This window comes from Bradyrhizobium sp. B039 (assembly GCF_038965675.1).
GTDB lineage: Bacteria > Pseudomonadota > Alphaproteobacteria > Rhizobiales > Xanthobacteraceae > Bradyrhizobium > Bradyrhizobium diazoefficiens.
Genome location: NZ_CP152416.1, coordinates 6,535,661 through 6,548,999, shown reverse-complemented (window position 1 = coordinate 6,548,999; position 13,339 = coordinate 6,535,661). Strand labels below are relative to the sequence as shown.

General features: G+C 65.3%; 11 protein-coding genes. 7 read left to right on the top strand and 4 right to left on the bottom strand.

Going from position 1 to position 13,339, the window contains the following annotated elements; translation table 11 throughout:
• The first annotated feature begins 110 nt into the window (after positions 1-110).
• The 5 genes from AAFG50_RS31210 to msrA all read left to right on the top strand — a co-directional run bounded on the left by AAFG50_RS31210 (position 111) and on the right by msrA (position 3,980).
• Positions 111-1,424 (top strand): epoxide hydrolase family protein, encoded by a 1,314-nt coding sequence (locus AAFG50_RS31210; protein ID WP_028175697.1) that lies wholly within the window; start codon positions 111-113, stop codon positions 1,422-1,424.
• A 71-nt stretch (positions 1,425-1,495) separates the two neighbouring features.
• Entirely contained in the window at positions 1,496-2,344 is an 849-nt protein-coding gene (locus tag AAFG50_RS31205) for an enoyl-CoA hydratase/isomerase family protein (protein ID WP_028175696.1), read from the top strand.
• A gap of 206 nt (positions 2,345-2,550) precedes the next feature.
• Positions 2,551-2,973 carry an OsmC family protein gene (locus AAFG50_RS31200; RefSeq protein ID WP_011089002.1) on the top strand — a complete coding sequence of 141 codons (423 nt, stop codon included), beginning with the start codon at positions 2,551-2,553 and terminating at the stop codon, positions 2,971-2,973.
• Positions 2,974-2,994: 21 nt separating this feature from the next.
• Positions 2,995-3,435, top strand: a complete 441-nt coding sequence (locus AAFG50_RS31195) for a cupin domain-containing protein (RefSeq protein WP_011089001.1) — start codon at positions 2,995-2,997, stop codon at positions 3,433-3,435.
• Positions 3,436-3,464: 29 nt separating this feature from the next.
• Positions 3,465-3,980 carry a peptide-methionine (S)-S-oxide reductase MsrA gene (gene msrA / locus AAFG50_RS31190; RefSeq protein WP_028175695.1) on the top strand — a complete coding sequence of 172 codons (516 nt, stop codon included), beginning with the start codon at positions 3,465-3,467 and terminating at the stop codon, positions 3,978-3,980.
• A 45-nt stretch (positions 3,981-4,025) separates the two neighbouring features.
• On the opposite strand, the gene AAFG50_RS31185 is transcribed toward msrA, so the two are convergent.
• Positions 4,026-6,866: a winged helix-turn-helix domain-containing protein gene (locus tag AAFG50_RS31185; protein WP_028175694.1), complete on the bottom strand. Its 2,841-nt coding sequence runs from the start codon at positions 6,864-6,866 to the stop codon at positions 4,026-4,028.
• A gap of 294 nt (positions 6,867-7,160) precedes the next feature.
• Between AAFG50_RS31185 and AAFG50_RS31180 the strand changes: the two genes are divergently transcribed.
• A complete protein-coding gene (locus AAFG50_RS31180) occupies positions 7,161-8,150 on the top strand; it encodes a tripartite tricarboxylate transporter substrate binding protein (RefSeq protein ID WP_028175693.1) in 990 nt (329 codons plus the stop codon).
• A gap of 2 nt (positions 8,151-8,152) precedes the next feature.
• Here the strand turns inward: AAFG50_RS31180 and AAFG50_RS31175 are convergent, their stop codons facing one another.
• Positions 8,153-9,313, bottom strand: a complete 1,161-nt coding sequence (locus tag AAFG50_RS31175; RefSeq protein WP_028175692.1) for an MFS transporter — start codon at positions 9,311-9,313, stop codon at positions 8,153-8,155.
• 1,276 nt (positions 9,314-10,589) lie between these two features.
• Between AAFG50_RS31175 and AAFG50_RS31170 the strand changes: the two genes are divergently transcribed.
• On the top strand, positions 10,590-11,522 hold the full coding sequence (locus tag AAFG50_RS31170) for an AraC family transcriptional regulator (RefSeq protein WP_028174327.1): 933 nt from the start codon (positions 10,590-10,592) through the stop codon (positions 11,520-11,522).
• Positions 11,523-11,541: 19 nt separating this feature from the next.
• Here the strand turns inward: AAFG50_RS31170 and AAFG50_RS31165 are convergent, their stop codons facing one another.
• The gene (locus tag AAFG50_RS31165) at positions 11,542-12,468 is read right to left on the bottom strand and encodes a catalase family peroxidase (RefSeq protein WP_028174328.1); all 927 of its coding nucleotides are present in this window, start codon (positions 12,466-12,468) and stop codon (positions 11,542-11,544) included.
• A gap of 146 nt (positions 12,469-12,614) precedes the next feature.
• Positions 12,615-13,328, bottom strand: coding sequence for a phosphoribosyltransferase (locus AAFG50_RS31160; protein ID WP_028174329.1), 714 nt, complete (start codon positions 13,326-13,328; stop codon positions 12,615-12,617).
• Positions 13,329-13,339: the final 11 nt, after the last annotated feature.

Sequence of the window (13,339 nt, the reverse complement as noted above, 5' to 3'; positions counted from 1 at the left end):
ATCCATAACGAGCAAATCGGAAGTGCCTGCGCCAATCTCCTTGCACGACGAGCCGACGTCTCGATTTCGAATTCGGTCAACGCTGCCGACCAAAGCAAGGGAGATCCAACATGACCACGCAAGCACGCGCCGACATCCTCAACCCCGACCGCCGTCAATTGCTGGGCCAGGCCGCGATGACAGCGGTCGCCGCCAGCGTTGCGAGCCTGTTGCCGCTCCGTCCCGCAAAGGCGGCGGCGAGCGGCGCGATCCGCCCCTTCCACGTCAAGGTGCCCGAAGAGGATCTGCTCGATTTGCGCCGGCGCCTCGCGGCAACGCGCTGGCCCGATCGCGAGATCGTCGCCGACCAGTCGCAGGGCGTGCAGCTGACCACGGTCCAGCAGCTCGTGCGCTACTGGCAGAACGACTATGACTGGCGCAAGGTGGAAGCGCGGCTCAACGCGCTGCCGCAATTCGTCACCGAGATCGACGGCGTCGACATCCACTTCATCCACGTCCGCTCCAGGCACGAGAATGCGCTGCCGATGATCGTCACGCATGGCTGGCCGGGTTCGATCATAGAGCAGATGAAGATCGTCGGCCCGCTGACCGATCCGACCGCGCATGGAGCGAAGGCGGCGGACGCGTTCGATCTCGTGATCCCTTCGCTGCCCGGCCATGGCTTCTCCGGCAAGCCGACGACGCTCGGCTGGGATCCGCAGCGCATCGCGCGTGCCTGGATCGTGCTGATGAAGCGGCTTGGCTACAATCGCTACGTCGCGCAAGGCGGTGATTGGGGCAATGCGGTGACGGAGCAGATGGCGGTGATCGCGCCGCCGGAATTGCTCGGCATTCACACCAACATGCCCGCCACGGTTCCTGATGACATCGCCAAGGCGCTGCAGCCCGGCGGAACGCGCCCGTCAAACCTCTCGGCCGAAGAGCGCATTGCCTACGACCAGCTCGACGATTTCTACAAGCACGGTCTCGGCTACGCGATCGAGATGTCGAACCGGCCGCAGACGCTCTATGGCCTCGTGGATTCGCCGGCGGGCCTTGCGTCCTGGATGCTCGATCACGATGCGCGCAGCGCCGCGATGATCGCGCGGGTGTTCGACGGCAAGGCGGAAGGGCTGTCGCGCGACGATGTGATCGACAACATCACGCTGTACTGGCTCACCAACACCGCGGTCTCGTCGGCCCGACTGTACTGGGAGAACAAGCTGGTGTTCTTCGAACCCAAGCACATCAAGATCCCGGTCGCCGTCAGCGTGTTTCCGGACGAGATCTATGCCGCCCCACGCAGCTGGACCGAAAAGGCCTACCCGAAGCTGATGCACTACAACCGGCTCGACAAGGGCGGCCACTTTGCCGCCTGGGAGCAGCCCGCGCTGTTCTCTGCGGAAATGCGCACCACCTTCCGCCCGCTGCGCCAGTCGATCTGAACCGCATGGGGGACGCGCGCACCCGGCGCGTGTCCCCGTCCTTGAACGACGCCATATCAGGAGTGCAAACAATGAACCGCCCCGAACGTACCTTCACGACCGAGGACATCCGCCTGGAGCGCCGCCTGCCGTCATATTGGCGCGTCACCTTCGACATGCCGCCGGTCAACATCTTCGGCCCGAAGCAGCTTCCGCTGCTGGGCGACATCGTCACCGCGATCGAGACCGATCCGGAAGTCAAGGTTGTCGTGTTCGACAGTGCCGTCGAAGGCTTCTTCATCACGCATTACGACTTCCTCGCGCCGCTGGAGGATTCGCTGGGCATCCCGCCCGGGCCGACCGGTCTCCAGGCGCTGCCCGACATGCTGGTGCGTCTCAGTCGTGCGCCGGTGGTTTCCATTACCTCGATCCGGGGCCGCGCCACCGGCGTCGGCAGCGAGCTCGCGCTCGCCAGCGACATGCGCTTTGCCAGCCGCGAGAAGGCGATCCTGTCGCAATGGGAAGTCGGTGCGGGCCTCGTGCCCGGTGGCGGACCGATGGCGCGGCTGCCGCGCCTGATGGGCCGCGGCCGTGCGCTCGAAGTGCTGCTCGGCGCCGACGACATCCACGGCGATCTCGCCGAACGCTACGGCTATGTGAACCGGTCGCTGCCGGATGCCGAGCTCGATGGCTTCGTCGAGGCGCTCGCCATGCGCATCGCGTCGTTCGACAAGGAGGCTATTGCCGAGACCAAGCGCCTGGTCGATGTCGCCAGTCTTCCGCCCGATGTCGAGATCAAGCCCGAGTGGGATGCGTTCCTGGCCGCGCTTGGCCGCCCGGCAAGCCAGGCCCGTATCAAGGCGCTGATGGCGCGCGGCTTCCATCGCGCCGGCGACGTCGAGAACCGGCTCGGCTTCCACGTCGGACAGATCGGAAATTAGAGCGTTTTCGAACGAAGTGGATACCGGTTCGCGTGAAGAAAACGCGTCAAAACAAGAATCCGGAGCGCCGTTCCGATTCCATCGGAACGGGGCTCCGACGGAACCGCTGCGGCGTTCGGCCGGTTGGAATGGTGACAGGCGGTCGTGCCAATGTCGCTTTCCTCCGGTACCGAGCGCCGGCGCTAAACCCAACAAGGAGAATTGAGATGATCCGCAAAGCAACAGCAGTCTGGAAGGGCACCGGCCGCGATGGCACAGGCCATCTGTCGAGCGAATCCGGCGTGCTCGCCGAGACGCCCTATTCGTTCAAGACACGCTTCGAGAACGAGAAGGGCACCAATCCCGAGGAGTTGATCGCTGCGGCCCATGCCGGCTGCTTCACCATGGCGCTGGCCTTCGGTCTTCAGCTTGCCGGTTTCACGCCGGACGAGCTCTCGACCGAGGCCGCGGTTACGCTCGAGCCCGAAGGCAAGGGCTTCAAGATCAGCAAGTCGGCGCTCACGTTGCGCGCCAAGGTGCCGAACCTTGACGACGCAGGTTTCGCCAAGATCGCCGGCGAGGCCGAGAAGAACTGCCCGGTGTCGAAGGTGCTCAATGCGGCGATCACGCTCGACGCCAAGCTGATCTGACCGAACAGAGGGAGCAGCACCATGCCTCGCCAACATCAGCCGGATGAAGACAGGTTCCGCGCGATCCTGCCGGAGGATATCGCGTGGCAGCCGTTCCCGGCGTTTCCATCCGGCGCGCGCCTCGCCGTCATGGTCGGCCATCCCGCCGAGCCCGGACCTTACGTGGTCCGGGTGAAGGTGCCCGGCGGCACCAGGCTGATGCCGCACAAGCATCCCGAGGACCGCATCTACACGGTCATGTCGGGTGTCTTCTATATCGGGCTCGGCGAGCGTTTTGATGGCGACAAGGTCAAGGCCTATCCGCCGGGCAGCGTCATCGTGCTGCCCGGCGAGACTTGGCATTATCACTGGGCGAAATCCGGCGAATACGTCACGCAGGTTTCCGCCATCGGTCCGCTGGGCCTCGAATATCACGATGACCATGATGATCCGCGCTTGCATGCGGCTGCGGACCAGCGCTGAATATCTCGACCGAACGAATGGAGCATCAAATGACGACGGAGCGCGCAGTGTTGGCCGGCGGCTGCTTCTGGGGCATGCAGGATTTGATCCGCAAGCAGCCCGGGGTGATTTCGACTCGCGTCGGCTACACCGGCGGAGATGTCAAGAACGCGACCTATCGCAATCACGAGGGGCACGCCGAGGCGATCGAGATCATCTTCGATCCCGCCAAGACGAGCTACCGGACGATGCTGGAGTTCTTCTTCCAGATCCACGACCCCACCACGCTCAACCGTCAGGGCAATGACTGGGGCACGAGCTATCGCTCCGCGATCTTCACGACGAGCGACGAGCAGAAGCGGATCGCGGAAGACACGATCGCCGACGTCGAGGCCTCGCATCTGTGGCCCGCCAAAGTGGTGACCGAGGTCACGCCCGCCGGCGATTTCTGGGAGGCCGAGCCGGAGCACCAGGATTATCTCGAGCGCTATCCGGACGGCTACACCTGTCACTTCATCCGGCCCGGCTGGAAGCTGCCGCGGCGCGCGGCGGCTGCGGGGGGCTAGACCGCGGCCTCGCGTATTTTCGGGGACAGGCCGAGCAGCGCTGCCTCAGTTCCGGAGCTGCGCGATCAGGCCTCGGGCCTCGCGCATGTCGGCGGTGCGGGATCCCTCGGTCAGCGGTCGGCAAACGGTTTCCAGAACCTCCAGCGCCTCTGCATCGCGGCCTTGTCCCAGTCTGAATCGCGCGAGGCCGATGGCGCATCTCAGCTCCCACGATCGTGCGCCCTGGTGCGTCGCGATGTCCATGGCCTCGCGAAAAGCCGCTTCGGCGGCGGGCAGGCCCTTGGTCTGCTTGAGCATCAATTCGGCCTTGATGCGCGTCAGCTCCGGCAGATACCAGCGCTCCTGGCGGTCGTTGCAACGCGCCAATATGTCCTCGATCATCTCCAGGCCGCGATCGGTCTGGTCGGCCTCGCCGAAACACGCGGCGAGTTCACCGAGCAGAGGAAGAAAGCGCGGCAGGAAGCGCGCATCGCCGGCGCGGTTGAGCTCTTCGCGCAGCAGCGGCAGGCCGGTCGCGACGTCGCCGCGCTTGGCAACGACTGCCGCGTTGAAGGCGCGTGCCCACAGGCCCCACAGCCGGATCGCGTGTCGCTCGGTGTGTTCGAGCAGCTCCGTGCCGTGCTGTTCCGCGGCGTCGAAATCGCCGGCCCAGAAGGCGATCGGGCAGGCCGCCTGTCCCAGCACGCTGCAGAAGGTCAGCGCGTGGCCGTTGGCGAGGCCCTCCTCGATGGTTCGCGCGGCCAGCGCCTGGGCCTGGTCGGCGAGGCCTTGCAGCCACAGGATGCGGGCCCGGAAATATTGCGTCGATATCCTGAGGTCGAGCGGGAATATCTTCGGCTTCTCCGCCAGCACATGCAGCGACGCGTTCACCCTATCGATGCACAGCCGCGCGTCGTTCTGGTCACCGAGATAATGCAGCGCGACGGCCATCAGCCGGTCGCCCAGCAGGACATCGGACTTGTCGGGAGAATTCGCCGCCGCGTTCGCAAAACGGTCGGCGAGTGCGCGGGCCTTGCCGAACTGTCCGTTGTTGAACTGGTCGATGCACAGGCCCCAGAGCGCGCGCAGGCGGAAATCCTTGTCGTCGAGCCTGTCGGCGATCTCGAGGGTAGTCTCGAGGATCGGGCGCGCCTCGCGCGCACGGCCCTCGCCATACATCAGCGACCAGCCGAGTGCCGACAGGAGCTGCATGCGGACGCGGCCGTCACCGCCGCTGTCTCCGAGCGCCGCCAGTGCCGTTCTGCAGCGCTCGCGGCATTCGGCGAACAGCGAAAGCCGCACCCACAGCGTGACCGCGGCCGCCGTCAGCGCGATTCCCAGCGCGGGATCGCCGTCGGGCCCGAAGGCCCAGTCCAGCGCGGAGCGCACATTGTCCAGCTCCGCACCATACACGTGCAGCCACTCGGGCAGCGGCGTCGACGTGTCGGCCTCGGCCCGCTCGAAGAAATCGCGAAAATGCTCCGCGTGGCGCCGCGCGAACTGCCTGGTTTCACCGAGCTCGTTGAGCTTTCCATGCGCGTAGGTGCGCGTGGTGTCGAGCAGGCGATAACGCAGCGTCCGCGAGCCCGACGGGGAGATCAGCGATTTGGTGACCAGGCTGTCGATCGCTTCGAGGGTTTCCGATGCGCTGACGCCGTCGCCGGCCGCGACCGTGGCGGCCGCCTCCGGCGCGAAGGGCCCGGCGAACACCGACAGTCGCCGCAAGGTGGCGCTCTCAGCCGCGGGCAACAGGTCGTAGCTCCAGTCGAGGGCCGCGGCGAGCGTCTGGTGCCGCGGTACGGCCGTGCGCCGTCCGCGCCATTGCAGCGAAAAACGGCTGTCGAGCAGGGAAGCCGTGCCTGCGATGCCATAGGCATTGACGCGGCCCGCCGCGAGCTCGATTGCCAGCGCAATGCCGTCGAGGCGCCGGCAGATGCTCGCGACGAGCGGGGCCTCTTCCGCGCTGAGCTGGAACGGACCCGAGCTCTGGGCGATGCGCTCGATGAAGAGTTGGGCCGCGGGGTAGGTGAGGACCTCGGCGACACCCAGGTCTTCCCGTTCCGGCGGACAATCCAGCGGGAACAGCCGGAAGATCCGCTCGCCTTCGCTCCGGAACGACTCGCGGCTGGTCGCGAGAACACGAAGCTGCGGCGCTTCGCGAACGATGCGCTCGACGAGCGGGACCAGATTGTCCAGCACGTGTTCGCAGCTGTCGAAGATCAGCAGGGCCGGGCCGGCCTTGAGAAATGTCAGCAGGGCCGGCGTCGGATCCTCCGCGCTGATGGTCAGCCCGAGCGCGGAGGCGATGGTGGTTGCAATGTGGCTGGCATCCCGCAGCGGGCCGAAGTCGACGAAGAAGACGCGGCCGCCGAAATCCTGGGAACGCCGATGCCCGACGGTGACGGCGACCGCGGTCTTGCCGATCCCGCCCGGGCCGACCACGGTCATGAAGCGATAGAGCGACAGTCCGTTCGAGATCTTTTCGATGACCTCCTCTCGTCCGACCATCTTCGCGAGCTGAACGGGCAGGGAGCGCGGAGGAACGATGTCGAGGGGGACCGGCGCGACCGGAGGGGTCGCTTGAGCGAGCGACGCGACGAAGCAATAGCCGCGGCCGGGCACATTGACGACATAACGGGCCGACTTGCCGGTATCGCCGAGCGCCTTGCGCAGCGCTGCGACATGGAAGCGCAGGCTGCCCTCGTCGACATTGACGTCGGCCCAGATGCGCTTGACCAGTTCTCTCTTGTCGACGACTTCACCGGGGCGCCCGGCCAGGAAGATGAGGATATCGAGCGCGCGGCCGCCGACATGAAGCGGCGAGCCCTCCTTCTCCAAGAGCCTGGACTTTGGAAACAGCCGAAATGGCCCAAATGAAATGGCCGAGTCTTCGTTATGCTCTGGCACGCGCCATTGCCCCCACGACGGGAGTCAAAAGGTATTACTTTTTGGTCTAGCAGAACGAGGCGTACAGTAAACTGTCCGAAAGCAGCATGGCTGGCAGATCTGCGCAGATCGCTTGGGTCGCCACCGGCTCGCCGGAATAAGACTGGAAAAGGAAAGGCTTAGGTCGCTAGCCGCGGGGGCGGCGCCGGGGGGCTGGTCCAGACGGAGCATTGACGGCGGTTGCAGATTGCTGCGATTGGGTCGTCCGGGAGCCGGTCCCGCCTCGACAGTGACTACCGCTTCCGGAATTGAGACATGCCCTCCTACTCGCGGCGACAGGTCGTTCATGCGTTATCGGGCGCGGCGGCGCTCGCCGCCATCCCGCGCAGCGGGCAAACCGCCGATTATCCGTCTCGTCCCATTCGCCTCGTGCTTCCGTATGGAGCCGGCGGAGCGGGCGATCAGATCGGGCGCCCCTGGGTGGACAAGATGTCGGCGCTGCTCGGGCCGACTTTCGTCGAGTACATCGGCGGCGCCGGTGGCGCGATCGGAACCGCAGCGGTCGCGCGCGAGGAGCCCGACGGCTATTCGCTGCTGCTCGGCAATGGCAGTACGCAGGTCATCATTCCCCTGACCTCGTCAAATCCCGGTTATTCCGTCGGCGATTTCCGGGCCATCTATCGCCTGATCAACAGTGCGCTGGTTTTCGCCGTCCATCCGTCGGTGCCTGCCGCAAATTTGCGCGAACTGATCGCCTACGCGAAGGCCAATCCGGGCAAGCTGTCCTACGGGACGCCCGGGATCGCCACCGGCAATCATCTCGTCGGGGAATCGTTCAAGCAGCAGGCGGGCGGACTGGACATTGTCCACGTTCCCTATCGGGGTATCGCGCAGGCGACCAACGACCTCGTCAGCGGCCAGATCTCGCTCGTCATCGGCGTCATGTCGGTTCAATTGCAGCAGCTGAGCCAGGCCAGAAAGATCCGGCTGCTTGCGGTCACGACCGAAAAGCGGCTGAGCGGCGCACCTGATATTCCGACCGCCGTCGAATCCGGCATGCCGGATCTCAGATATGAGGGCTGGTTCGGCATCTTTGCTCCCAAACTCACCGATGATGCGATCATCGATCGGATCGCGCAGACGACGCGCCTCGCCATGGCCGATCCGGCGCTTCAGGCGAGCTACCGTGCCCAGGGCATGGAGCCGGACAGCGATTCAAGTCCGGACAAATTCCAGCGCATTATCGATGCGACAACGGCAAGCCTGGCGCCCGTGATCAGATCGATTGGATTGAGCAAGTCATGAGCTCACGTGCCGGCAGGTGATACCTCGCGCTGCTCCGTCGTGACGATGCGCGCCGACAGCGTGACCAGTCCCATCAGCACAGCCAGCAGCCAGAACGCCGTCGGCAATCCGCCAAGTCGTGCGACGAAGCCGACGCCGGCGGGACCAACGAGGATGCCGGCGTAGCCCGCGGTCGTGATCGCCGCGACGGCGAGCCCCGTGGGCATCACCGTCTGCCGGGCTGCCCGGCGGAACAGCACCGGCACGAGGTTCGAGGCGCCGAGGCCGATGAGCAGGAAGCCGACTATGGCGACCGCCGCAACCGGAGCCGTGAGCAGCACCGCAAAGCCCGCGACCGCAATGATGCTCCCCCAGAACAGGGTGGTGCGATCCCCGATGCGCGCAACGACGGCGTCGCCGCCGAGTCGCCCCATCGTCATCGCGATCGAGAACACGATGTAGCCGATCCCGCCTTGCGCCTCGGAGACAAGGCCGGCGCCGATGACGAGCAGTGCGCCCCAATCGAGCATCGCGCCTTCGACCAGGAAGGTGATGGCGCCGAGCAGCGCGAGCAGAAGCACGGAGCCGTGCGGCAGCACGAACAGCGGTCCGTCCTGTACCTGCACTGAGCGAAGCAGGCGCGACCAGGTCACAAGCATCGCAATCAGCATCAGGACGGAGCAAATAAGCGTGCAGGCGAGCGCGCCGAGTTGCAGGGAGAGCAGCGCGGTCATCAGCGCTGATCCGGCGAAGCCGCCGATGCTGAACAGCGCGTGGAAGCCGGACATCAGCGGACGTTTCGCTGCGCGCTCCACCTCCACCGCATGGATGTTCATGGCGACGTCGATGGAGCCGAGCGCGGCGCCGAAGGCGAGCAGCGCCAGTGCCAGCGTCGCCGGCGAGCTTGCGATGGCCAGCAGAGGCAGGACCAGCGCCAGACCGAGCCCGCCGGCGATGATGATCGGCCTGCTGCCGTAACGCGCGCTCATGATTCCGGTCAGAAGCATTGCGACGACCGAGCCGATGCCGAGGCTGAGCAGCAGCAGTCCGAGAACGCCGTCGTCGACGCCGAGCCGTGCTTTCGCAAACGGCACCAGAGGCGCCCAGCACGCGATGCCGAAGCCCGCGACGAGGAAGGCAAGTCGCGTCGCAAGCCGTGTCGCCGGCCGGTCGGCAGAAAGCATGAGAACTCCGGAAGCAGAGGCAAGGAGGGCGCGGTCGACAAGCCCGACGATTACCGCGACTTTATGTCCTGATGTGCCCGATTTGTCGCAGCAGTTCCCAGATGTTGCGGAGCATCTCGGCGCCGGCGGATTGCCTGTCGGGCAAAACACCGGCCCTGTTTCGCTGCCCCGTCAATCCCTCGTCATGAAAATATTCCGATTTACAGAAATTCTGATTTGTCGTATGTGTCGCCCATCCCGGCTCATCCTTGAGGGGCGATCTTGTGTCGTCACGTTTCGCGAGCCGGGCTTGCGGTGGACGCGGCAGCGTCGGGCGCGAGAGTTAAGGGCAGGGCGGATTGCTCTCCGTGAGCCCAGGACTTCGTGCTGGATGAGCGACGCTGTCAGGTTCGTCTCGCCTGTAAGTTTCCGGCTCCGTCGACAGGGCTGGGAAAACTGCGGCGAAATGGCGGGCCGTGCGTACGGCAAAACCGTGTGGTCCTGGCCGTCGTTGCTACGGTCAAGCTCTTGCGGATGCGGCAGTCGCGTCAACCGGCGCGATGTCGGCGACTTTCGCAAGGACGAGGGAGGCCAGAACGAACTCGGCTCCCGGGAGAGCACGGCATAAGCCGTCCAACCACTGCGCAGGGAAGGCCGAGTGATTGGCTACTCCTGTATGCTGCTGTGCGGTTCTTCCTGCGTGTGCTTTTCGCGCAGCGGACCGCGGGTGCCAGATCAGCACCCGGCCTTCCCTGCGCCCTCTTGGCCTAAGAGGGTGAAGCGACGAAGCAAAGCTCGGGCGAATTACGCCGCGAGGATGCGAAGGCGTGTCTGCGACCACACGCTCGCTGTCCTCGCCCGCGAAGGCGGGCGATCCAGTATTCCAGAGGCGGTTGTGATGGAGCCGAGAAGCTGCGGCGTACTGGATTCCCCGCCTTCGCGGGGAATGACGACCGGCAAGTCTGATACCGCCGCTGACCAAGGGCAAATACGACAACGTCCAGGAGTTCAGGTTCGGCGGCGGAACCTCGTTCCAGCGCTGCGACACCCGCACGGGACGTCGCGGCATTTTGTCGTGCATTTGTGAAAACGCGTGATCAGCTTCCGGATGGAGAGGGAACGTCAAAACCGCATTGAAGTTGCTGCCAAATCGTCCTGTTGCGCCGATGTGCAAGTGTCGGGCGAGAGCTGTTCGCCTCGTGCGCGCGTGGACAGCCTGCGGCGGATGTCCGATAATACCTTCCGCAAATTGCGGGGCGCTGTGGCCTGCACTTGGACCCGCGGAAGGACTGACCCGATGACACAGGCAGGCGCCTACGGACAGAGGCTAGGGCAGTTCCTGCGTTTGAAGGATGCGCCGCCCTCGCTGGTTACGCGCTCGCTGCGTAGCGCCGAGCTCGCGGTGACCGAAACCCGGAATGACAACCCGGTGCCCGGCCTGTCCGGATCGCTCGCCGCCGAAGATGCCTTTCTCGTCAGCCTGAAGCTGCACGACTACCCGGATTGCGAGCTCTGGGAGCGCGGCAAATGCATCATGACCGCGGACGTCCATGCGGGTACGACCTATTTGTACGACCTCAAGTGCGATCCGCGCTACGTGATCGACAAGCCGTTCCACTCCCTGTTCTTCTACATTCCACGTTCGGCGCTCGACAGCATCGCCGAACAGTGCAACGCGCCGCGGGTTGACGAGCTCGACTGTCAGATCGGTGTTGGCCATGACGACCGAATCGTCCGACACATCGGCGCGTCGCTGCAGGAGGGCCTGCGCCGGCCGGACGAGGCCAATCAGCTTTTCATCGATCACATGATGCTCGGGCTGACCGCCCATGTCGCCCAGACCTATGGCGGGCTCCAGCGCACGTCCGGGCTTGCGCGCGGCGGTCTCGCGCCATGGCAGGCGAAACGCGCCTGCGAGAGGCTCGAATCGGATCTCGGCGGCAAGCTCTCGCTGCAGAGGATCGCGGCCGAGCTCGACCTTTCGGTCAGCCATTTCTCCCGCGCGTTTCGAATCTCGGTCGGTGTGCCGCCGCACCAATGGCTGCTTCAGCAGCGCGTGAAGGCCGCCAAGCAGTTGATGAGCGTCCGCGACCTGCCGCTGTCGGAGATCGCGATCTCGGCCGGGTTTGCCAACCAGAGTCACTTCACGCGCGTGTTCTCCTCGATCGTCGGCGTCAGCCCGGCAGCGTGGCGCCGCGAGATGCTCGGTGCATCGAACGGCGAGACGTGAAGCCGGGTGCCTTCCGTCCTCAGCGGCGCTTCGCGAGCGAGATCATGTAGGCGGCGCGCCGCGCCGCAAAGATTTCGTCCGGCGGGTGACCGATGCCCTCGGCGAGATTGGCCGGATTGAAGATGGTGACGTCGCAGGCCTGATCCGGCTCGAAGCCCGTGATCACGATCGTGCCCAGGCGCACCTCGTCGCGAAGATCCTCGTCCGGCCAGCGTGTGGTGACATCCATGGTCGGGTCGCCGGGGCGGTCGAGCAGCGCCATCACGTTGAAGCGGACATTGCCCGCAGCGATCCGCGTGCCGAGGTCGTCGTGCAGGAAGTCGGCCGGCTTCGTCCTGGCTTCGTCCTCGCTCAGCGTGATCTCGCCGCGGGCCGGGACGACCTTGAACTTGATGAAGCGCGTCTCATTCTCGGCATTGGTCGCCGGAAAGGAATGCACGCCCCAATAGGTGGTGCCGGCGAAGCTTCCGGGCAGCGGACGCGCGGCGACGTAGTTCGCCTGGTTGAGCGTTTCGGGATTGGCCGTCGAGAAGGCCTTGACCTTCGCCATGTCAGGCTTGCCATCGGGGCCCGGGATGCGCGCCTCGAGGAAGGCCAGCATCTGGTCGAGCGTTCGTGCAAAGTGCACAGGCGCGCTTTCCACGAGAATGTCGGATCGATGATCCTCGTCGCCGAGCCTGAAGCTGAAGCCGCGCAGCACGAGGTTGTTGGTATCCGCGACGTTGGGATTGCCGCCGCCGACCGAGAAGCGCGCCAGCACACGCGATGGCCTAGTGAAGCTCCGCGATCGCGTAATCTCCTCCGCGCGGTCCGACGGGGTGTAGGTACCCCGAACGCACCAGCCCTTGGCGAAGCTGGCGCGGACCTTCGGCGGATTGCCGGCGACGGCCTTCAGGGCCTCGACGATGGAGGCGGGCGTTGCGGCATCGTTCGGGCTCTCGGCCATGGCGGATCTCTCGCGTGTGCGAGCCAGATTCTAGCCGCGATACGGACCCGCGATCTTTCCCAAAGCGGTCGGGTTTTGCCCAATCCTGCTCAAGACAGGTGCCTCGGGCCGGCCAACATAGCCGATGCTCGCAATCGCCTGACCCATCAGGGAATGTTGGGTTGCGTCTCCGCGAGCGGTATCCAGCCGCCGTCGCCACGTTGGAAGAGCGGGCACCCGAAGACTGCGCGAACCGGAAGGGCCGTGGTCGAGGCATGCCAGCGATTGGTTTGCTTCATCGCAACGACTATGCCGGCAATTTCGACGCCGATCGTCTGCAAAAGCCGCACCGCCGCGAGCGCAGTCGCGCCGGTCGAGATCGCATCGTCGACCAGCACCACCCGGCGGCTTTCGAGCAGGGGCAGCAGGTTCGGATCCAGCCGCAGCCTTTTGCCGGCGTCGGGGCTGGTGATTGAACTCACGGGCTCGGACAGCACGTCGTCGTACCAGAATTTGCGCGAATAGCCGAGCGGGACATAGCGCGGCTGTCCGAGCCGTTCTGCGACCTGCGATGCGAAGGCAAGACCAAGGGTCGGGAGCCCGACGATGATCTCGGCATCGAGCGCGCGCGCCTGCGTCGCCATATGGTAGGCCAGCGCGGCGACGACGAGGTGTGAGGCCTGATTGGCGATCAGCGATGCGACGGCGCGGTCGCCATCGGGCAGTTGGCGCAGCGGCAGAACCAGGATACGGCCGCAGGGGAGTGTCGCGGGATAGCCCAAGCGATAAGGTGGCATAGCCGGGAAACGCAAGGGAACCTCCGGCGTCAGCTCCTGCCAGTAGCCGGTCGTCGCCTCGGTATAAGTCTCGCTTGCGCTCATGCCGGCATCAG